15 protein-coding genes are annotated in these 22,687 nt (G+C 37.9%); 12 read left to right on the top strand and 3 right to left on the bottom strand.

Annotation, left to right across the window (positions count from 1 at the left end; translation table 11 throughout):
* The first annotated feature begins 124 nt into the window (after nucleotides 1–124).
* The 4 genes from ACYVFA_RS11440 to ACYVFA_RS11425 all read left to right on the top strand — a co-directional run bounded on the left by ACYVFA_RS11440 (nucleotide 125) and on the right by ACYVFA_RS11425 (nucleotide 4,064).
* Complete coding sequence (locus tag ACYVFA_RS11440; RefSeq protein WP_460471954.1) at nucleotides 125–688, top strand: NfeD family protein; 564 nt, start codon at nucleotides 125–127, stop codon at nucleotides 686–688.
* A 23-nt stretch (nucleotides 689–711) separates the two neighbouring features.
* Nucleotides 712–2,226, top strand: coding sequence for a flotillin family protein (locus tag ACYVFA_RS11435; protein ID WP_460471953.1), 1,515 nt, complete (start codon nucleotides 712–714; stop codon nucleotides 2,224–2,226).
* 196 nt (nucleotides 2,227–2,422) lie between these two features.
* Entirely contained in the window at nucleotides 2,423–3,616 is a 1,194-nt protein-coding gene (locus ACYVFA_RS11430) for a M20 metallopeptidase family protein (protein WP_460471952.1), read from the top strand.
* A 127-nt stretch (nucleotides 3,617–3,743) separates the two neighbouring features.
* Nucleotides 3,744–4,064, top strand: coding sequence for a hypothetical protein (locus tag ACYVFA_RS11425; RefSeq protein WP_460471951.1), 321 nt, complete (start codon nucleotides 3,744–3,746; stop codon nucleotides 4,062–4,064).
* Nucleotides 4,065–4,087: 23 nt separating this feature from the next.
* Here ACYVFA_RS11425 and ACYVFA_RS11420 read toward each other — a convergent pair whose 3' ends face one another.
* Nucleotides 4,088–4,909 carry a DUF3298 and DUF4163 domain-containing protein gene (locus ACYVFA_RS11420; RefSeq protein ID WP_460471950.1) on the bottom strand — a complete coding sequence of 274 codons (822 nt, stop codon included), beginning with the start codon at nucleotides 4,907–4,909 and terminating at the stop codon, nucleotides 4,088–4,090.
* A gap of 127 nt (nucleotides 4,910–5,036) precedes the next feature.
* Here ACYVFA_RS11420 and ACYVFA_RS11415 point away from each other — a divergent pair, with 127 nt between their 5' ends.
* The 4 genes from ACYVFA_RS11415 to ACYVFA_RS11400 all read left to right on the top strand — a co-directional run bounded on the left by ACYVFA_RS11415 (nucleotide 5,037) and on the right by ACYVFA_RS11400 (nucleotide 11,546).
* Nucleotides 5,037–6,284 (top strand): hypothetical protein, encoded by a 1,248-nt coding sequence (locus ACYVFA_RS11415; RefSeq protein WP_460471949.1) that lies wholly within the window; start codon nucleotides 5,037–5,039, stop codon nucleotides 6,282–6,284.
* A 187-nt stretch (nucleotides 6,285–6,471) separates the two neighbouring features.
* Nucleotides 6,472–6,909 (top strand): hypothetical protein, encoded by a 438-nt coding sequence (locus ACYVFA_RS11410; RefSeq protein ID WP_460471948.1) that lies wholly within the window; start codon nucleotides 6,472–6,474, stop codon nucleotides 6,907–6,909.
* A 14-nt stretch (nucleotides 6,910–6,923) separates the two neighbouring features.
* Entirely contained in the window at nucleotides 6,924–10,391 is a 3,468-nt protein-coding gene (locus ACYVFA_RS11405) for a M4 family metallopeptidase (protein ID WP_460471947.1), read from the top strand.
* Between the two features lie 84 nt (nucleotides 10,392–10,475).
* Complete coding sequence (locus ACYVFA_RS11400; RefSeq protein ID WP_460471946.1) at nucleotides 10,476–11,546, top strand: Gfo/Idh/MocA family protein; 1,071 nt, start codon at nucleotides 10,476–10,478, stop codon at nucleotides 11,544–11,546.
* Nucleotides 11,547–11,613: 67 nt separating this feature from the next.
* Here the strand turns inward: ACYVFA_RS11400 and ACYVFA_RS11395 are convergent, their stop codons facing one another.
* Nucleotides 11,614–13,896, bottom strand: a complete 2,283-nt coding sequence (locus ACYVFA_RS11395; protein WP_460471945.1) for a PQQ-dependent sugar dehydrogenase — start codon at nucleotides 13,894–13,896, stop codon at nucleotides 11,614–11,616.
* Between the two features lie 267 nt (nucleotides 13,897–14,163).
* Complete coding sequence (locus tag ACYVFA_RS11390) at nucleotides 14,164–16,308, bottom strand: glycoside hydrolase family 97 protein (protein ID WP_460471944.1); 2,145 nt, start codon at nucleotides 16,306–16,308, stop codon at nucleotides 14,164–14,166.
* Between the two features lie 389 nt (nucleotides 16,309–16,697).
* Between ACYVFA_RS11390 and ACYVFA_RS11385 the strand changes: the two genes are divergently transcribed.
* The 4 genes from ACYVFA_RS11385 to ACYVFA_RS11370 all read left to right on the top strand — a co-directional run bounded on the left by ACYVFA_RS11385 (nucleotide 16,698) and on the right by ACYVFA_RS11370 (nucleotide 22,686).
* On the top strand, nucleotides 16,698–17,699 hold the full coding sequence (locus ACYVFA_RS11385; RefSeq protein ID WP_460471943.1) for a glycoside hydrolase family 43 protein: 1,002 nt from the start codon (nucleotides 16,698–16,700) through the stop codon (nucleotides 17,697–17,699).
* A 98-nt stretch (nucleotides 17,700–17,797) separates the two neighbouring features.
* The gene (locus ACYVFA_RS11380) at nucleotides 17,798–18,205 is read left to right on the top strand and encodes a hypothetical protein (protein WP_460471942.1); all 408 of its coding nucleotides are present in this window, start codon (nucleotides 17,798–17,800) and stop codon (nucleotides 18,203–18,205) included.
* Nucleotides 18,206–18,352: 147 nt separating this feature from the next.
* Nucleotides 18,353–21,475: an efflux RND transporter permease subunit gene (locus tag ACYVFA_RS11375; RefSeq protein WP_460471941.1), complete on the top strand. Its 3,123-nt coding sequence runs from the start codon at nucleotides 18,353–18,355 to the stop codon at nucleotides 21,473–21,475.
* Nucleotides 21,472–22,686 carry a TolC family protein gene (locus tag ACYVFA_RS11370; RefSeq protein ID WP_460471940.1) on the top strand — a complete coding sequence of 405 codons (1,215 nt, stop codon included), beginning with the start codon at nucleotides 21,472–21,474 and terminating at the stop codon, nucleotides 22,684–22,686. The genes ACYVFA_RS11375 and ACYVFA_RS11370 overlap by 4 nt, the downstream gene beginning before the upstream one ends.
* Nucleotide 22,687: the final 1 nt, after the last annotated feature.

Below are 22,687 nucleotides of genomic sequence, written 5' to 3'. Positions count from 1 at the left end.
TTTTTTGTCTTATCAGTAAATAAAGGTGTCCTTTATAAAAAATTAATTGGCTTAATAGCTCAGAAACTTCGTATATTGGTGAAACAAAACCTTTGTTTCTGCACATAACCTTAATGAAACCCTTATGGACTTTTTTAATAGTTTAGAACCTTTGCTGCGCACTTTCTGGTACATTGCCATTCCGACAAGTTTAATTTTTCTGATTCAGACTATCATGACTTTCGTCGGAGTTGATGCTGCCGATGGTCTTGAACCGGATTTTGATGGCGATCTAGGGCATTCACATGAGCCCTTTCAACTCTTTTCATTCCGGAATCTGATTAATTTCCTGTTAGGATTCGGTTGGACAGGTATCTCATTTTATAAGATTATACCCAATCATTTTGTCTTAACTACTATTGCCTTTCTTATCGGTCTTGCCTTTGTAGCTGTTTTCTTTTTTATCATTCAGCAAATTGGAAAACTCTCTGAAGACAACTCTTTTCAGATTAATAATACGGTCAATCAGGTAGGTTCGGTTTATCTGAGCATTCCCGAACATAAGAGTGGCAAAGGCAAAGTGCAGGTAAGTGTCAAAGGGGCTTTTTATGAATTAGATGCCATTACCGAAAGCGGAAGAATCAAAACCAACGAAATAGTCAGAATCATCGGCGTTGAAAATAATACGCTGGTCGTAGAAAAAATTTAACCTTTATATAACCCATGCTCGAAATGTCTTCTCCACTTATCATTATTGTTGTGGCTGCTATTGTTCTGTTTGTGACAATTACTGCCCTTATTTCAAGGTATAAACGCTGTCCATCTGATAAAATTCTGGTTATTTATGGTAGAACCGGAGGAACTTCTGCCAAGTGTATTCATGGTGGAGGTGCATTTATATGGCCAGTTATTCAGGATTACGCGTTTCTGGATTTAAAACCTATTTCAATAGAAGCCAACCTGACTAATGCCTTAAGTCGCCAGAATATCCGTGTCGATGTACCTTGTCGGTTTACGATTGCTATTTCTACAGAAGCTGATAGCATGAATAATGCGGCTGAAAGATTATTAGGACTTACGGCTGAACAAATACAGGAATTATCGAAGGATATACTTTTCGGACAGTTGCGTCTGGTTATTGCCACCATGACTATCGAAGAAATTAACTCAGATAGAGACAAGTTTTTAGAGAATATCTCGAAAAACGTGGATACAGAACTAAAGAAAATTGGTCTGAAATTGATTAACGTAAACGTAACTGATATTAAGGATGAATCGGGTTATATCGCGGCTCTTGGTAAAGAAGCTGCTGCCAAAGCCATCAACGAAGCGAAAATCAGTGTAGCAGAGCAAGAGAAAATCGGAGAAACCGGAAAAGCCATCGCAGACCGTGAAAGAGACACCCAGATTGCGGAAACCCATAGAGACCGTGACGTAAAAATAGCTATTACGCAGAAAGACCGCGAAATCAGCATTGCTGCTGCCGGAAAAGATGAAGCCATTGGTAAAGCAGAAGCTCAGAGAGATACTCGTGTGAAAACCTCAGAAGCCAACGCCATAGCAGTAAAAGGAGAAAACGAAGCCAAAATTGCCATTGCGAACTCTGAAGCTTTGAGAAGAGAAAAAGAAGCAGAAGCGCTTCGTGTAGCCATTTCAGCGGAAAAAGTACAACAGGCTAAAGCCTTGGAAGAAGCCTATCTGGCTGAACAAAAAGCCGAGTTGGCCCGTTCGGAAAGAGAAAGGTCTACACAAATCGCCAATATTGTGATTCCTGCTGAAATAGCTAAGCAAAGAGCTATTATAGAAGCCCAAGCCGATGCTGAGCGAATCAGAGAAAACGCCAAAGGAGAAGCTGATGCTATTTATGCCAAAATGGAAGCCGAAGCGAAAGGTTTATATGAGATATTGACCAAACAAGCTGAGGGGTATAGAGAAGTAGTAGCTGCCGCAGGTGGCGACCCAACCAAGGCATTCCAGTTATTATTGATTGAAAAACTACCGGAATTGGTTAAAACACAGGTAGAAGCTGTTAAAAATATCAAGATTGATAAAATTACGGTTTGGGACTCGGGAAATGGTGCATCTGAAAATGGGGGGTCCTCTACCGCCAATTTTGTATCAGGCATGATGAAAACAGTACCTCCATTAAACGATTTATTTAATATGGCAGGATTGAATTTGCCTACTTATCTAAAAGGAGAAAATGAACCGGAACCTCCGAAAGAAGAACCGAAGCCTAAGAAATAAAGTTACATTAACAGATTTCAGACAGTGCTATCATCCTTCAAAGAGAGGTAGCACTATTTTTTATTAAAAGTTATGGCAAAAAAGTATTCTATACGTAACTTAGCAGTCCCTTTGAAAAAGGCTTGATTTTATATTAAATCACCATTACTTTTGACAATGGTTGGTTTAAATTTGTTTACCAAAGAAAACTTTACTCATGTCAATCGACTCTAAAATAAAACGCTTAGCACAGGAATATGCGTCTGAAACTATCGCTAACCGTCGTTATTTGCATACCAACCCCGAACTCTCTTTTCAGGAATATAATACTGCACGTTTTGTAGCGCAGAAACTTAAAGATATTGGATTAACTCCACAAGAAGGTATTGCGGATACGGGAGTAGTAGCACTTATTGAGGGGAAAAAACCTGAAAGTAAAGTAATAGGGTTAAGAGCTGATATGGATGCCTTGCCTATTCATGAAAAAAATGATGTTCCTTATAAATCTATCAATGAAGGCGTGATGCACGCTTGCGGGCATGATGTACATACTTCGTCTTTATTGGGTGTAGCAAAAATTTTGCATCAACTGCGTGACGAATTTGAGGGAACAGTGAAGTTGGTTTTCCAGCCTGCCGAAGAAAAAGCGCCAGGGGGTGCTTCTATCATGATTAAAGAAGGGGTATTGGAAAACCCAGCACCTACAGGCATGATTGGTCAACACGTAGCACCTAATATTCCAGTCGGCAAGATTGGTTTCCGGGAAGGAATGTATATGGCAAGTACAGATGAACTGTATCTGACCATTAAAGGTAAAGGTGGACACGGGGCCATGCCTGATCAATTGATAGACCCGGTATTAATAGCTTCACATGTGATTGTTTCGCTCCAACAGATTATCTCACGTAATCGCAAACCTGCCAATCCATCTGTATTGTCTTTCGGACGATTTATTGCTGATGGCGTAACGAATGTAATTCCGAATGAGGTAACTATTCAGGGGACATTCCGTTGCATGGATGAAGAGTGGAGAGAAGATGGCTTGCGCCGCATGAAAAAAATGGCAGAGGGTATTACAGAAGCCATGGGCGGCACTTGTGAGTTTGAGATTGTCAAAGGTTATCCTTTCCTGAAAAACCATCCTGAACTCACTCGTCGTTTGAAAAATGAAGCCATTGAGTATATGGGAAAAGACAATGTGATTGATCTTGATTTGTGGATGGCGGGAGAAGATTTTGCTTTTTATTCGCAGGTAGTAGATTCTTGTTTTTATAGATTAGGTACTCGAAACGAGGCAAGAGGAATCGTTTCTGGTGTACATACACCCACTTTTGATGTTGATGAAACTGCACTTGAAATAGGTCCCGGACTGATGTCGTGGTTAGCAATTCGCGAATTGGCCAAACAATAATTAGCCAGAGTTAGTTTAATACTCTGAACCATGTAACTTTTGCTTATAAACTTTTGCTAGTATAAAAATTATGCCCTTAAACTGCTCCTATTTACTTTGTCAACTGTTAAAGTTATAGTAAAAGTTTATGAAAATTTTAATTATCCTCTTACAAGTATTGGGGGCCATCACGATATTTCCGTGGTTCTCAATGGCGGGTTTATCATTTATTGTTTTCAACCCGGCTAAGCCTTTAAGAACTCAACTGCCCTGGCTTCTTATTCTGGCAATTTTTACTTATCCATTTATTTTGGGCAGCAGCTATTGGTGGTCATGGACAAATTTCTTTGAGGGGTATCCTAAAAGGTCAATCTTTTTTAGTTGTTTACCTCTTATCGTTTTCGGAGTTGCTTATTTAGTTATCGCTAATCTGACCGATTTTATAGAGAAAATCAGAGCAAAAAAATGAGGTGCATTACTGCACCTCATTTTTTATTTTCCTGCATATTTTTCAACCATAATACCCTTTAGTTCCTGCCAGGGAATATCTAGTATAATCATACCGCGTGCATAAGATGCCACTTCATAAGGATTATATAATAGTCTTAAGCCATCTTTAGTAATACCAATATTTTGAGGCAATATGAATTTGTTTGCCGGGAAAAAATAGTCTTCCATCTTAAACTCCATACCATTCTCTTTGGCCATTGCTGTTTCTTGTGCTTTAAATTTTACTTCTGCCAGTTTGTTTAAAGCGAGTGTATCGTTTATTATTTCATTTAGCTCTAATAACTTTCCGTTGGTAGCATCAAAATTATAGAAAGCAGTATTATAATTCCCGTGAGCTCCACCGGTATAGGCAGATTCGTTATAATACAATGAAATAATACTTGGAGAAATCCACAAGGTATCACCTAAAGCTTCATAAGTATATACCATATTGGGGGCATCAGGCATTTCTTTTCTTGCTCCATCTACGGCGCCAAAGAATGCTTTTGATGCATCTGTCAAATTACTGGCTATTTTTCCGTCACCTTCCGGATTAACTACTACCGATAGTCCTTCGAGTGGTAAGGATGCCATGAAGGTGTTAATTTTACTAATAACCGAACTATCTCCTCCCATAAGTTTGGGATATACAATGTCAATAGAAGAAATAAGCGTATCTCCACCCGAAGTATAATAAGGTGGGCTATCTTGTTTAAAACTCACGCTGTCTACCACAATAGGTGCCAGAGTCGTATTTGCTTCCTTACCTGATTGGCAAGCTGAAATAACCCCTACTAAAACCATTAAGTAAATTATTCTTTTCATTTATCAGAAGTTTGTTTGTCAAATATAAAGGTTTCTTTAATCTTGCTACTTATTATATAAAACAAAATGCTGAAATTTGAGCACCCGAAATTCGGCAGACATTGCTTGTATAAACAAAACCCATAGAATGAAAATCTTTCAGAGACTCAGCGATAATTCTTTACCTATACAGTGGCATCATCTTTTATTCTATATTCTATTAATTGCGATTATCCCTCACACAGGCTTTTGGTTTGATTTAAATAATGACTGGCCTCGCTGGTCTTATTATGCCTTTGAACATGGCTTGAGCCAAATCTATAACTCCGATACCAATTATATGCCTTTTTATTTGCATGGGCTTTATTGGTTTGGTAAACTGCAAGGCACTAAAGACCTGATCTATGCAAATAGCTATCAGCTAAAATACTTCTTTTTACTATTCGATTTTGGTTGTGCCTTATCATTGGCTTGGGCATTAAGGAAATACTATACAATTAAAATGGTTGAATATCTTTTACTATTCAATCTGGGTTACCTGTATTGCACTGTTATTTGGGGGCAATTGGATAGTGTGCCTACCACTATGGTAGTTTTAGGAATTATCTGCCTTTATGAGCGAAAAATGCTTTGGGCGACTTTCTTTTGCACACTTTCTATTTATGTAAAACTACAAGCTATCATATTTGTGCCATTCTTTGTGATATTGTTAATATATCAATTCTCGCAAAAATTTGATAAATGGTTATTACTAAAAATGTTAGGTGTTTCTTTGCTTACCCAATTATGGTTATTGAGTCCGTTTATCTGGGGAGGGACATTCTGGAACTTCGTCAAAGTAGTTAGAGAATCAGTAGGCTTCTTCCCAAGAGTATCTTGGAATGCCTATAATCTTTGGTATATACTGCTTCAGGATGATCCAACTACTTTAAACGACACTTTGATTTTTGCAGGGCTGACCTATAAAAAATGGGGTTTCTTGCTATTCTTTGGTTCGTCTGCTTTAGTGTTTATTCCGCTTTTATTCCAGACTTATATCTTAGTTTGGTTTAAAAAACTAGCCGATTCTGATTATTATGCCCTCGTATGGCTTACAGCTGCCACAATAGCTACGCTGTTCTTTTTTGTGAATACGCAAATGCACGAAAGGTACTCCTACCCTGCCATTGCTTTATATTTTGCTTACGCTCTAATAAGTAGACAATATTCGCTTTTTGCACTCATTTCAGTAGCACATTTAGCCAATGTAGATGGAATGAACAAATATTTTGGTTTAAATTCATTTAAACCTGAGTATACAGCTCTCCTATTCGGCTTGATTTTGCTTATTTCTTTTATTAAATTATTCGTCCAGGTAAAAAATATACGATTAGCCTATACTCGGCAAATCAATTGATATTTGTTACTATTTAATTAAATTGCGTCAGAGTAGTATCAGAACTATAAAAATAAAACCATATTAGAAACAAAAAAAACAATGAAAACTAGTTGTTCAAAACAACCAATCCTATCAATTAATACAGAATAAATTATCTGTTCTGTAAATTCTAATTTTATAATTAAAACTAAAATTTCAGAAAAAATTGAAAATAAATATTTTCCCCTCTTCATTTCTTTTGGTAACGGCAGTACTAATTCTCAGTTCTTGTGCCAAACCCATCAATCCTTTAACTTATACCAAGAGTCAATTGATTTTTGGGAGTGGTGGTGGATTTGCTAATCAGGTCAATGAGTACAGGATTTTAGAAAACAAGCATCTTTTATTCAGAAAAAACAACGATTCGACATTTAAAGATTTAGGAAAGCAAAACTCTAAAACTGTGAAAAAGCTATTTGAAACATCAGAAATGCTGTTTCAGGAAGTATCCGATTCCAATGAACCTGGCAATATGTATTATTTTGTAAGGTTACAGAAGAATAATCAGACGCAATCGGTCGTATGGGGCAAGCCAAATACACAAGCGCCCGAAAAAGCCAAAGAATTGCACAAACAACTAATGAGTTTAGTACCTTTAAATTAATAAACGTACCTATCATGAGACTAACCTTTATCTTATTACTATTTATTACCACTTCTGCCCTTGCTCAAAAAGGTTTTGAGCGAAAACAAAGATCAACAGAAGATAAAAACAATAGGCCAGCAGGAAATTTCCTGGAAATTCAAGGCGAGAGAGCTGACAAAAACGCTCGCCAACTCAATGCTAAGGCGCTTTCTTCCAAACTCATCAGTAAATATAAAGTTACCAAAGACCCCGAAACAGGTAGAATATTGATGATTGAGAATTTCTCAAAACCCAATACAAAAACACGTATGAGTGCACAGGCATTGGCTACTGGCTTTCTGGCTGATGTAAAAACTTCATTACAAATTCAGGATCCGAATGCAGAGCTGGTAGTACAAGCTACTGAGACTGATGAAATTGGAATGACACATATGCAATTGCAGCAGAAATATAAAAACTTACCAATTTATGGTGGAGAAATATGGCTACATTCAAGAAATAATAAAATTGAAACGCTTAATGGGCGCAACTTCCCTACCCCAAAGCTGGCATCAGTAAAGCCACAAATATCAGAAACCAAAGCTATAGAATTAGCAATGGTTGATATATCTAAAAAATCAATCGTTCAAAAAACGATTTCTAATGATTTTATCAAGCAAGACCATACATCAGAGTTATTGATCTTTCATACAGACGAAAAAGGGATTGATGCACGCCTTACTTATTATTTAACTATCAGACCTAATATACTCGAGCGTTGGGTGTATTTTATAGATGCCAATAGTGGAGAAATTCTTAAGAAATTTAACCATACCTGTGCATTAGATGGGCCTTTTACAGCCACAGCTAAAGACTTGAATAATGTCAATCGTACCCTAAATATTCAGCAATTGGGAAGTAGTTATTACATGATAGACACTCAAAGACCAATGTATAACAAAAATACCTCTAAGCTACCTGATACACCTATTGGAGGAATTTTAACGATTGATGCAAAGAATACACCGTCAAATAATACTAAGTATTCGCATATTTTATCAAGCACGGGTACTAGTTGGAATGCTACTTCAGTTTCGGCACATTATAATGCAGGTATTTGTTATGATTTTTATCGTACAAAATTCAACCGTAACTCTTTAGATGGAAAGGGTAGTACAATTATCTCAGTAATTAATATTGCCGATGAAGACGGTAAAGGCATGGACAATGCCTATTGGAACGGTGCTTTTATGGGTTATGGCAATGGTCGCGATGCATTCAAACCTTTAGCAGGTGCTTTAGACGTGGCTGGACATGAAATGACGCATGGTGTAGTAGAAGCCTCGGCACGTTTGGAATACCAGAACCAATCAGGAGCCTTGAATGAATCTTTTGCAGATATTTTTGGTGCCATGATTGATCGTGACGACTGGACTATAGGCGAAGAAGTAATTAAAGCCGGAGCTTATCCATCAGGTGCTTTGCGTAGTTTACAGAATCCAAATCAGGGAGGCACGAAAGACCCCGGTTATCAGCCCAAAACCATGTCACAATATTTAGTTTTAGAAAATACAGAGGAACAGGATAATGGTGGTGTGCATATTAATAGCGGTATTCCAAACTATGCATTCTATTTGTTTGCGTCTAATGCTAATGTTGGCAAAGATAAAGCTGAACAGGTATATTATAGAGCACTTACAAAGTACTTGACCCGGACGTCTAAATTTGTTGATGCACGCTTAGCAGTTATAAAAGCAGCCACAGACTTATATGGCAACAATTCAGCTATTGTAAATGCTGCAAAAGCTGCGTTTGATGGAGTGGGTATTGCAGACCCGACAGGTACAGGCAACCCTACTCCTGATCCAACACCTCAACCCATCCCGGTCAATAATGGTGGTGATTTTGTGCTGGCATTTGACCCGAACGACGACAAACTTTATCTGGCAAAAATCAGTGATTTGCAATTTAAGCCTATTTCTTCAAGTAGCTGTTTAAGTAAGCCAAGTGTTACAGATGATGGTCAATATGCCTATTTTGTTGGGAAAGACAAGAATATCCGTCGAATTGCATTGACGGGGGCTTTTAAAGAAGAGAAATTGTCTTCTGATGCAGCCTGGTATAATGTGGCAATTTCAAAAGATGGGAAAAGAGTAGCGGGTTTGACTGCTGATAAAGAACCTTATATTTATGTGTTTGATCTTGAAAACAATGCTAAGAGTGCCAAATTAAAACTATATAATCCTACTTACTCGTCGGGCGTAAGTACGGGTGAAGTACTCTATGCTGATTCGTTTGAATGGGATTATTCAGGTGAAATTATTATTTATGATGCTTTTAACCGCTTGAGTAGTGTATCAGGTGAGATTGAATACTGGGACGTAGGTCTGCTTAGAGCTTGGAACACAGCCAAGAAAACTTTTGGTGATGGTAAAATCGAAAAACTATTTACTGATCTGGAAGAAGGTGAAAGTATTGGAAACCCTGCATTATCAAAAAACAATCAGAATATCATTGCATTTGATTATTTTTCTTCTGACGAACCCGATACTTACCATCAGATTGGCGTAGATATTGAAAACAACGATATAGACCTTATCCATACAAATAATGACATAGGTTACCCGGGCTATTCTCGCTTGGATGATAAACTACTCTTTAATGCTATCAATGATGATGACAAGGAAGTAGTTATGGTTATCAACTTGCAGAAAAATAAGATTTCTCCATCAGGTGAGGCACAAGAATGGCTAACTGATGCAAAATGGGCAGTCTGGTTCGCGCAAGGAAATAGAGCCTTGCCTACTAAAACAGACCAGACCATTAGTTTTGGTCCTATTGCCGACAAAAACCCAAGTACATCTTTTACACTTAGCGCTACTGCCAGTTCAAAACTACCTGTACAATATACGATAGAATCTGGTGATGCTTCCGTTAATGGAAGCCGTGTAACCTTGGGTACCAAAGCAGGTAAAGTAAAAATACAGGCGTTTCAGGTAGGGAATAATCAGTTTAATTCGGTCAGTGCTGCACAAACTTTTTGTATTGTACCAGCTACGCCAAAAATAACAACGAGTGGAAATAATCTGGTAGCCTCTGGTGGTACAAAATATCAATGGTATGTTGATGGAAATGCTGTAAATGGTCTGACACAGGCAACTATCACGCCAAACAATACCGGAGGCAATTACACAGTTAGATCGCTTACCGATGATGGCTGTACCAGTGCTGCATCTACTGCGGTTAATGTAAAACCTGTTGTATTAGCAACCGAATTCGATGAAAACATTAAGGTAAGCATCTATCCGAATCCTGCCAGTGATGAATTGAAAATTGAATTACCTGTAGGCATTATTTTCAAAGAAGCCACATTCTATGGTCAAACAGGAATCAAGGCTATGCAGGCTAATAAGCTATCGGCTAATAATTCGTTTAATATAAGTCAGTTGGCTAAAGGGATGTATGTGTTGAAAATTGAGACATCGCATGGAAGTGTATCAAGAAAAATCATAAGAGAATAATTTGTACATTTGTAGAAGATTGTTTCAGAAGGAACTATCCTCAATTGAATTTTGTACAACCCTAAAAATAGTATAACAAAACTTATGAGTCCGATTCGTGTATTAGTAGTTGGTTGTGGAAATATGGGGGCTTCTCATGCCATGGCATACCATACCAATGATGGATTTGAAATTTGCGGTATTGTTTCAACCGGAAAAAGCAAAGAAGTATTAAACGAACGCCTGGGCGGCGGATATGAATTATTTTCAGATTATGAAGAAGCTCTGGCAGCAACTACGCCTGATGCAGTTTGTATCTCGACATACCCTGATACGCACGAAGAATTTGCAATTAAAGCCCTTGAAAGTGGTGCGCATGTATTCATCGAAAAGCCATTGGCTGATACAGTAGAAGGCGCTGAAAGAGTAGCAGCAGTTGCCAAAGAAACAGGTAAAAAAGTAGTGGTTGGCTATATTTTACGCCACCATCCATCGTGGGAGAAATTCGTAGAATTGTCGCACCAGTTAGGAAAGCCATTGGTGATGCGAATGAATCTGAACCAGCAGAGCCATGGCAATATGTGGGATGTGCATCGTAACCTAATGAAAAGCCTGAGCCCGATTGTTGATTGTGGTGTGCATTATATCGATGTGATGTGTCAGATGACACGTTCAAAACCTTTGCAGGTAACGGCTATCGGTGCTAGATTGACTGACGATATTGCTGCCACCAATTATAATTATGGCCAGTTGCAAATCAGATTTGAAGATGGTTCAGTGGGTTGGTATGAAGCCGGTTGGGGCCCGATGATGAGCGAAACTGCGTTTTTTGTAAAAGACGTAATTGGCCCGAAAGGTTGTGTGTCTATAGTAGCTAAAGAAGCCGGTGGTAGTGGAAAATCAGATAATGTTGATTCTCATACCAAAACAGAATCTTTGCGTTTCCACCATGCAGATATTGATGCCAACAATAATTTTGTTAAAGAAGATACTTGGATTAACCTGACTGATGAACCAGACCATCAGGAGCTTTGCAACAGAGAGCAGGCTTATTTCTTAAAAGCCATTCAGGAAGATGTTGACCTGACAGACCACGTTCAGGATGCAGTAAATAGCTTAAAAATTGCTTTCGCCTGCGACGAATCAGTAAGAACGGGACAGGTTGTACATTTGTAAGCCTACAAGTAGTAAATATTAAAATAATAAAGCCGGATAGCATTAATTGCTATCCGGCTTTATTGTATTACTCCTTATAAACCCTAAAAACTTTGTTCTTATCTCCGTATTTGACACTCAATAAATAAATACCTGCGCTTTGGTCTGATAAATCATTGTTGACCTGCCCTTTCAGGATTTTCCAATAACCCTCCCGTTCGCTAATTACCTGCCCTGTATTCCGTAATAATCTCAACTTAATCAGATGATTATCTAAATCTTCACTTGCTAGTAACTCAATTGTACTTTTAGTTGGATTAGGATACACACTTAATATAACCGGATCGGGATCGGGGTCAGGATTAGACGTCGAATCACCTGGACAAAGCGGTTTAATATCTTTATTATAAGTGGCACTTAAACCCAATGGGTCTGTAACAATTAAGCTTACTCTATAAAAATACGTCTGGCTATCACAAGGTACTTGACCTAAAGTTATCTGACCTTCTAACTTTCTGAAACTATTCACAAAATGGGTATGCTCATCATGGTGTAATACTACAATCCATTGATACGATAAATAGGTCTGCTCTTTATCGGTTACCTCAGCCGATAAGTTCACTGTAAAGTCTTTGGAATTTTCAAAGGAGTTAATTTTATCAATACTCGTGCTGACAATTTTAGGAGGTGTATTATTGACATAAATTTCAAAGGTTTTTGTATCTGACTTACCTGCATTATCCATAACCTTTAAGGTTGCCTTAAAGATTTGTGGTTCTGTTGAAACAGCTACATAAGTATGCGTAGGGTTAGCCAGATTTGAGTTTTGCCCATCACCAAAATCCCAGAAGAAGCCTAATGGGCCATTTTCAGGATCTTTTGAATCACTAGCTTTAAAATTAACTATCAACGGGCTGGTACCATAAACTGGAGAGGCTTCTGCTACCAGAACAGGTCGCAGGTTAGCATTCGGATTATATGATATTTTTCTTACTTCATGAATATCAGGATACAGATAACTGACATAATAAAGACTCCCATCAATCGGATTTACCGCAAAACAGGTAGGATTAACTCTATCTGTAAAATCAATAACTTCTATCGGGTTGTTTTTTTCATCCAAACGAAAGGCTTTTACCCAACCTTCATAATCCCCTTGAAAATAAAGATTCCTATAAGCCTCTGGAAAGGCTGTCAAATTATAAAATACACCACCAATCGAAGAATTTCCTGTAAACTCCTTTCCCTTAAACTGAGCTGAGCCTACTCCATATACCTCACCATTAACCAAGGCCTGAGCCAGAGGGCCACGCCATTCAACAATTGGTAATACTGGATTAGTAGGTTCAAATGCAGGATTACGATAAGAATCGTTGGTATAGCTGATGCCTTCAAACGAGGGCCAGCCAAAATTCTGTCCGCCTTTGGTAATAGTATTGATTTCTTCCCGATGGCTCCAACCTACATCGCCCACAAAGATTGTCCCTGGATTAGCATCGACAGGATTAGCGCTACCAGTGGAGGGTTGAATCGTAAAACGAAACGGATTTCTTAGGCCGTAAGCCCATATGCGAGATTTAGCCGAGCGAGGATTATTAGTCTCGTAAAAGGGATTAGACGAAATGCCGTTTCCAGTAGCAGGGTCAATTCGTAACATTTTCCCATTTAATGAATTCAGTATCTGACTTCGATAAGCATTCACATTCTGATCTGCCGTGATAATACCAACCGATACAGCTTCTAAAAACCATGGGTTCTGTGTATCATCACTTGGTGGCTCGCTAGCAAGGGCTGCATCACCTGCAGTAACTAATAAAGTACCATCCGAACCAAATACCAGAGAGCCCACTCCATGATTATCTACCAGAATCGGAATACCTGTAGAAATACTTTCACCTAATAACACTTTCCGGCTACTTTCATCAACCGTCTTGAATCCGCTGGCTTTATTCAATGTATAACGCGTTAAGCGCCCTATGGTAGTTTTGAAACCATCTCCGTTGTTGGGATCGTAATTGGGTGTACCAAAGTATAGCGCGTGATGCCTTTTTACCGCATATAGTAGATAAATATATCCATTGTTCAAAAAATCAGGGTCAAGTGCTACCCCATTCAATCCGTGATCGTTAAAATCTAAAACTTCTTTACTGATATCAATAATCGGAATAGGAATTTTCACACCATTTTCAACCATAAAAACCTTACCCCCTTTTTCCCATACATACATTCTTCCTTGTTTATCAAAGGTCATTCCAACTGGGATAGTCCATCCATCTGATACTTGTTCATCAACAAATCCGGTAGGTTGAGCAAAACTCTGTAATGAAAGAAGCGATAGAAAAAAGAGTAGATAATGAAATGATCGTTTCATGTTTGGTTGTAGTGAATGTTTCTTCAATATGGGCATTTAATTTTAGTCTATTAGTATAACGGATAAAAGCCTGTTTACGTTGTATTAAGTTCATGACTTCCATTCTAGCAAAATGGTTTGATTGATAACAAATTAAATTTTCAAAGGCTTATTTTCGCCTTTCTGAATTGCTCCGCATAAAATTCAAGATTCGTACCAATTACCCTATTCAGTATGAGGCAATCAGTACGAATCTCTTTGCTATTAAGCTTATCTTCTATTTAATTTTTAGTTTGAACAACCTCCCATTTTGGCATTAAAAGTAGCCCCCGGGCTTACTTCAAAGCCTGTTAATAAATCTATAGATTTGCCTGCATCATAATTCACATTTCTATTAGCATTAATTTTTACCGAGGATGTAATTTTATTAGAAGCTTTATAAGTATCCATTAAATCATCTTCCGCATTTGTAAGTGTAAAGGATTCCTGACAGCCTTTTTTCTTCAAAACTATCAGGAATCCTCCATAAGGTTTCATAACTTCATTAATCGTAAAACCTGCTTGGACGGGGATAGATACTTCTGATGAAACGATATCTCTTGGCGTATTGCCATCTTTTAATGATTGTTTTATATACTCTCCATTGGAAATAAGTGAGAAATTAAGATTGATTGCCTTATCTACATTCAGCCCGTTAATGCCTGATATATACCAATTATCTCCTTTTCTTCTGGCCATAATCACATGTGTACCCGGATAGCCGTCAACCAGATGCGTTTCATCCCAGGTTGTCGGGAATTCCTGAACCATTTTTTGTGCAATAGGTGGTAAGCTTAAATAACTTGTATCTCTATCTACCAGATGTGTTTCTCCAGACTCAAAGGTATTTAATAAGGCTATTTCATGTACATCAGTTGTATAATGCTCCACACCACGAAACTCACCAATAATTACAGGAGTATAATCCATTGACCCGATAGCGTTACGTGTAAAAGGCAGAATAGTATGATGAACAGGCGCATTAGGTCTGAAATTATCACCGTCAAATATATAGGCTTCTGCTCCTTTTATGGCTTCCATAGTTACTAAATTAGGGTAGGTTCTCTCCCACCCTTTAGGCGCTGTGCAACCATGAAAATTGACCATTAACTGGTAATCGGCAGCATCTTTTAGTATATCTAAATAGAGTTTGATTATTTCTTGCTTATCGCTCTGAAAAAAATCTACCTTCACCCCTTTTACTCCCAGATTCTTTATGCGCTGGAATTCGGCTCTTCTGGTTTCTCTTATATGCATCAGGTCTCTTGGCCCAGCATCTATCTGATTAGAAGGCCCTCCTGAATTATACCAAAGCCAGATTTTTACATTTTTTGTATTAGCATAATTAATAAGGTCATTGATATTTCCACCATTACTCATTTTATTCCAGTCGACGTCAATTAAGGCGTATGGCAATTTAAAAATTGAAGCAAAATCAATGAATTTTTTTGAATCCATATAATTCGTCGGACTATACAAATTAGACCACCAACTCCAGGTTGTTAAACCCGGTTTAATCCAGGATTTGTCTGCAACGGTAGAAGAAGCACTTAAATTGCTTACCAGATTTGACTCTACTATGCTTTTGCTCTCTTTGCCTATCATAACTACACGCCAGGGCATTACCCAAGGCAGGCTAGATTTGGCAAAATTAACATAGTTATTCCCATCGTCCTGACTGGGAGGAGCCAATCTGAAAGTACCATTTCCATAATAGGCATCTAAATGGCTGGCAAAGAAATTATCCTGTAAATCTGCTTCTGTTAACAGAAGCCAGAATCTTGAGGTTTTAAATAAGGCTGGAAAAACCGATTGAGTCCAGATAGGTTGATTGATAGGAGTACCGTTGCTAAAAAACTTTTCATAGACTGGTTGAAAATTAGCATATTCCTGTACCCAGGCACTCGCATCGGTTGGCAATTGAAAAGTGGTATTCTCTCCTGTTACATAATATTCTGCGCCCGATGTTTCCGGGAATACATATCTGAAAGCTATACCATCATCATAAGCACGAAAAATCACATTCATCAGTTTATTATTGGTTTTAAAACTGACGCTCATTTCGTTGGCATGATTTCTCAGACTTAATTTCTTACCCGTAGCATTCTGGTAGCTCTCATCAATACTTCTGGTAGTGATTCCCTCAAAATTAAAGTTATTCACAAAAAGCTCATCCATTCTTCTGACACCCAAATCTGAGGGATTTACAATAGCATCAGTGGTAGTATTTTCGACATAATCAACATAATAAACCAGATTTTTATCCGGCTGCCTTAATTCAAGTGTTACTTTGATTTTATTATTGGGCGAAGATACACTCCAGCTTTGTCCGATTGATTGTAGTGTGGTAAAAGAGAAAGCACTTAAGAAAAAAAATAGAAGTCTGATACTCATAAAAGAAATGGATGTTTTTAACCTATGCCTAGGATGTGAATCTGAAATGTCTGAAAAAGTATCCATTAAATAATGGATATTTCTGCCAAACGTATAGATTATATACCTTGGTTTAATAGGTTGTTTCTTGACAAATTTAGTAATGCTAAATCTAAGCAATGCCTTGTAGATTATGTCTATCAAAAGCTTTACCAATTTAGCAGGATATGAAAATTTTTCTTGTTTATATGAAAACAATAGTAAAGATAATCCAAAATTTCAGAATTAAGTGAAAACTTCTGGAGAGTACTTTATACAGATTCAAATTATCTACCTTTTTCTAATCTTAAATTCTATTAATACATTATAGCGTGTATATTTACACCATCAATATTATCAATTTTATTATCATGATGCTTAAAAACGCTATTAACCTTACGATTAAAGGCTTATTCTTTTCACTTTTGCTATTTACTAACTATCTGAAGGCCAATGCCCAAGTTAAAAAGACCTCAGGCAATCCGCTTTTCCAAGGCTGGTATGCTGATCCTGAAGCCATTATTTTTGGTAAAAAATACTGGATATATCCTACTTTTTCTGCCGCTTATGGAAAGCAAGTATTTTTTGATGCCTTTTCATCACCTGATTTAGTAAACTGGACCAAGCATGAAAGAATATTAGACACTGCCGCTGTAAAATGGGCCAAACGCGCCATGTGGGCGCCTGCTATTATTGAAAAAGACAAAAAATATTACCTGTTTTTTGGAGCCAACGATATTCAGAGTGATAAGGAATCAGGTGGTATTGGTGTAGCTGTTGCAGATAAGCCTGAGGGACCATACAAAGACCTTCTTGGAAAACCTTTGGTTGATAAATTTTATAATGGTGCGCAACCAATTGATCAGTTTGTGTATAAAGATAAAGGCGAATATTACCTGATTTATGGTGGTTGGAGACATTGCAATATAGCCCATCTTAAAAAAGATTTTACAGGTTTTATTCCTTTTGAGGATGGAAGTACTTTCAAGGAAATCACTCCTGAAAACTATGTAGAAGGGCCTTTTATGTTTGAGAAAAGTGGTAAATACTATTTTATGTGGTCGGAAGGTGGCTGGACAGGGCCTAATTATAGTGTGGCTTATGCCATTGCAGATTCTCCATTCGGACCTTTCAAGCGTATTGGTAAAATACTCCAACCAGACCCAAAGGTTGCTTATGGAGCAGGGCATCATTCCATAATTCATGACCCAAAAAGCAAGGATTGGTACATTGTTTATCATAGAAGACCTTTGGGCGAAACCGATGGTAACTACAGAGTGACTTGTATTGATAAAATGTACTTTGATGAGCAAGGGTTTATTAAACCTGTGGTCATGACTAATGAGGGTGTTGAGAAAAGCAGTATTAAATAGATAGCTATTTAAAATCATTATGAATTATCGCAAAAATCCCCTAAAAGATGCTTTTTGTCGATTTTAATGGTTTGTAAGTAAGTAGATTGTTTATATTTGTGGAAACATCTATAAACGGTTTGCGACGCTTCATTGCAGTCATATTGTTTGTTACTATCTTTTTAGGTAGCCTGGTTCCGAAAGTTAACTGGAGTCAATCCATTAAACTTCCGGAACTTATTACGCATTATTACCAACACAAAAGAGATGCGCCTAAAGATTTTAATATGTGGGATTTTCTCGTTATGCATTATTCTGCTAACTCACCGCATGCTAAGACCAAACATCCAAGTCTCCCTTCTTTTGATATCAATGGCGTAAGCTATTTATATGTTATTCCTTCTTTTATTTCTTTTTCGAATGAGACGCCAACTCTGTCTATAGTAAAAAAACAAGACCATTTCAACTGGTTAAATAACTATTTCTTCTCGGCAGAAAAATGCCTTTTGAATCCTCCCCGAGCATAAGCAATTGTCATTTTCTTCCGGGGAACGCTTTCCGGAAAACATTTTTTCTGAACAACGATGGTCTATAAATCTGTACACACCGGTTTAAGGCTGACTGTTCTCTATCTATTCTTTTACAATTGCTTATTCTTATCAAGTATTATCATCATGTTTGATGCCATTATAAAATTCAGTATCAATAATAAAATCATTATTGGTATGATGGTGTTGGGTCTGATTGGCTGGGGAGGCTATTCACTTACACAATTACCCATCGACGCCATTCCAGATGTTACCAATAATCAGGTTGTTATCCTCTCACAAACCCCTACTCTGGCCGCACAGGAGGTAGAGCAATACATCACTTCACCTATCGAACAGCAAATGGCTAACCTGCAAGGGGTTGAAGAAATACGTTCTACTTCTCGCTTAGGCTTATCAGTTATTACAATTGTATTCGATGAATCAATTCCTATGTTACAAGCCAGGCAATTGGTAGCCGAACAGTTAAAGGCCACCGAAGATAAAATTCCGAGCCAATTTGGCAAACCAGAATTGGCTCCAATTACAACAGGTCTGGGAGAGATTTATCAATATACAATTATTCCAAAGAAAGGTTATGAAAATAAATACTCATTAACCGACCTGCGTACTATTCAGGACTGGATTATTAAACGCCAGTTAGCTGGGGTAAAGGGAGTTATTGAAATCAGTAGTTTTGGTGGGTATGTGAAGCAATATGAAGTAAGTGCGAATCCTGAGCGCTTAAGAGCCAATAATATTAGCCTCTCAGAATTGTATGATGCTTTAAGTCGCAACAATGCCAATACAGGTGGGAGCTATATTGAAAAAAATAACCAGGCTTATTTTATCAGAGGTGAGGGAACAGCCAAAAGTCTTTCAGATATTGAAAATATAGTTATCAAGACTGCTGGAGGTACACCTTTATTAGTAAGAGAAGTAGCTACTGTTCAGTTCGGGCATGCCAATCGCTTTGGTGCTATGACACAAAATGGCAAAGGCGAAACCGTGGGCGCCGTTGTATTGATGCTAAAAGGAGCAGATTCAGAAAAAACTATCAAAGGCGTAAAAGAACGTATCGACCGGATTCAGAAAACCCTTCCCGAAGGTCTGGTAATTAATGCCTTTATTGACCGCACCAAACTTATTGATAAGGCTATCCATACCGTTGAAACAAACCTGATTGAAGGAGGGTTAATAGTAGTTTTTGTATTAGTGCTATTGATGGGAAGCATCCGTGCAGGGCTTTTGGTAGCTTCAGTTATTCCTCTATCTATGCTTGTAACATTGAGTCTGATGAATACTTTTGGTATTTCAGCCAACCTGATGAGCCTAGGAGCAATTGACTTCGGGCTGATTATTGATGGTTCTATTATCGTAGTAGAAGGAATCCTGCATTATCTTCAAGACAAAGGTCATATGCCCAAGAAAACTCAGCTGACCCAACCAGAAATGGATGGACTTGTATTTAAAGCTACTTCTAAAATCCTTAATTCTGCTATTTTCGGGGTTATTATTATCCTTACTGTTTATCTTCCACTTCTAACGCTTTCGGGAGTTGAAGGAAAAATGTTTCAGCCGATGGCTATTACGGTGAGTTTGGCTATCGTATCTGCTTTAGTACTGTCTTTAACTTATGTGCCCGCGGTATCGGCGTTGCTATTGAAAAATGAAGGTAATAAGCATTTCAAATTATCAGATACTATTGTTAACACGATTTTCAACGCCTATCAGCCTTTATTCAAATGGGCATTAAATAAGCGGAAACTCGTAGTGGGTATTGCTTTTGGACTCTTTGTATTGAGTCTGGGTATATTCTCTTTATTGGGTGGAGAATTTATCCCAAGTCTGGAAGAAGGAGATATTGCGATTGATTTCCAGACCCCTCCAGGCACCTCATTGAGTACAACTGTTGAAGCAACTACCCGAGCGCAGAATGCACTAAAAAAACATTTTCCTGAAATAGATCAGATTGTGGGCCGTATTGGTGCATCTGAGGTGCCTACTGACCCTATGCCCGTTGAAATGTCTGATTTAATGATTTCGATGAAAGACAAATCGGAATGGGTTTCTGCTGAATCAAAGGAGGATATGTTTGAGAAAATGGCTGAGGTAATTGAACGCGAAGTGCCAGGCATGAGTGTTGAATTTACTCAACCTATTCAAATGCGCTTCAATGAAATGATAGCCGGATCTAGGTCAGAAATTGTAGTAAAGATTTTCGGCAATGACTTGGATAAGCTAGCTGAAAAAGCCAACGCTTGTGCCAAAGTTATTGAAAAAATTGAAGGAGTTGCCAGTATAAAAATAGAACGCCTGGTTGGTTTACCTCAGATTTCTGTCGTGTATAAGCGTGAAAAGTTGGCGCAATATGGGCTAAATATAGAAGACCTGAATTTGGTTCTGAAAACAGCCTTTGCCGGAGAAAAAGCTGGAACTGTATTTGAGGAAGAAAAACGCTTCGATATGGTATTGAGATTAGACTCTATTTATAGGAATGATATCGAAGGTGTAAAGGCGCTCTATGTAAAATTAGCTAATGGCTCTTACGTAAATTTTGAAGAAGTAGCTGAAGTATCTTATATTACAGCTCCGGCCCAAATCTCACATGAAAATACACGACGCCGGATTACGATAGGAGTCAGTCCACAAAACCGTGATGTGGAGAGTCTGGTACATGAGATTCAGCAAAAATTAGATACACAAATCAAATTGCCATCTGGCTACTATTTTGTGTATGGCGGGGCTTTTGAAAATCTTCAAAAAGCTAAAGATCGATTGAGTATAGCCGTGCCTGTTGCACTCCTACTCATTTTTATGCTGCTTTACTTCACTTTCCACTCATTCAGACAAGCATTTATGATTTTTACGGCTATTCCACTATCCGCTATTGGAGGTATTGTAGCATTGTGGGTTCGGGGGATGCCATTCAGTATTTCGGCTGGAGTTGGTTTTATTGCCTTGTTTGGTGTAGCGGTGCTCAATGGGATTGTCTTGATAAGTCATCTGAATCAGTTGGAAGAAGAAGGGCATCTGGATATTTATAAGCGGACATTTCAGGGAGTCAAAAATCGTTTCCGTCCTGTATTGATGACGGCCTCTGTAGCTTCTTTAGGCTTTTTGCCAATGGCAATTTCGCATTCAGCAGGTGCCGAGGTTCAGAAGCCTTTGGCTACAGTAGTTATTGGCGGTTTGATTTCTGCCACTTTGCTCACATTGGTGGTATTGCCAGTTATCTATACCTTATTTAACAAAAACAAAGTTCAATGAAAGCTTATCTTATAAAATATCGTCATACATTATTGATAATACTACTTTCATGTATTACTAATAGCATTTTTGCCCAGACACTTACCTTGCAACAAAGTATTGATTTAGCTTATAAAAATAATTATCTGCTAAAAATCAGTGGCTTAGAGACTGAAGGACAGCAATTATTGGTAAGAACGACAAGAGAATTAGCCAAGACTAATTTGGATGTACAATTAGGTAGAACACAGACCTTTTATACAAATGATTATACATTTAACCTAATGCAGCAATTCAATCATCCAAAACTCTATTCGGCACAAACAGATTTGCAGAAAAGTCGTGTAGTGGCTAGTCAGAAAAATGAAGCGTTGCAGAAGAATGAAGTAATAGGCAATCTGAAACAGGTATACTATCAGCTTTTTTATTATCAACACCTAAGACAGGCAATAACTCAGCAAGATAGTATATACAGAAGCACTTTACAGATTGCAAAGGCGCGATATAAAGCAGGAGAAACGAATTCTTTAGAACGAATAAGTGCCGAAGTACGCCTACGGGAAATTCAGAATCGGCTGAGGATTTTGGCAAAAGATGAAGAAACAGCCTATCAGAATTTCAAACTTCTGGTAAATAGTAACCAGGATTTAAAACTTGATTTTAGTATTCCTTTGAAGAAAGATACCTCTGTTGTAGTAAACGCCTTATCGCTGAAAAATAACCCACTTCTTTCTGTATTTGAGCAGCAAACGATTATTAACCATCAAGTAACCAATGTCGAGAAACAAAGATTAAAGCCTGATTTCAGGCTTGGCTTAATTAATCAGAGTATTGAACATCATTTCAACCAGATGATACTATCAGCAGGTATTGGTTTACCTATTTTCAACAAAGCGCAAAAAGCAAGAATTGAAGCGGCTAAAGTAAATGAAAAAATAGCGGACTCTCAATTAAAACATTTAGAATTGCAACTGAATGGTCAATTGACTGTCCTTCTAATGGCATATCAAAAACACCGAAGTTCACTTCAGTTCTATGAAAGCTTTGCCTTACTCCAAGCTGATCTAATGATTAAGAATGCCATCAAAAGTTACCAGAGTGGTGAGATTGAGTATGTAGAACTGATACAAACCAATCAACAGGCGTGGCAGATTAAAGAACATTATTACTCAACGGTTTTAGATTTTAACCAGACTATCATTCAGATAGAAACACTTTTAGGAATTGAATAAA

Source organism: Emticicia fontis (assembly GCF_054779675.1).
Note: the sequence above shows the minus strand (reverse complement) of the source record. Positions and strands in the feature narration are given on the sequence as shown.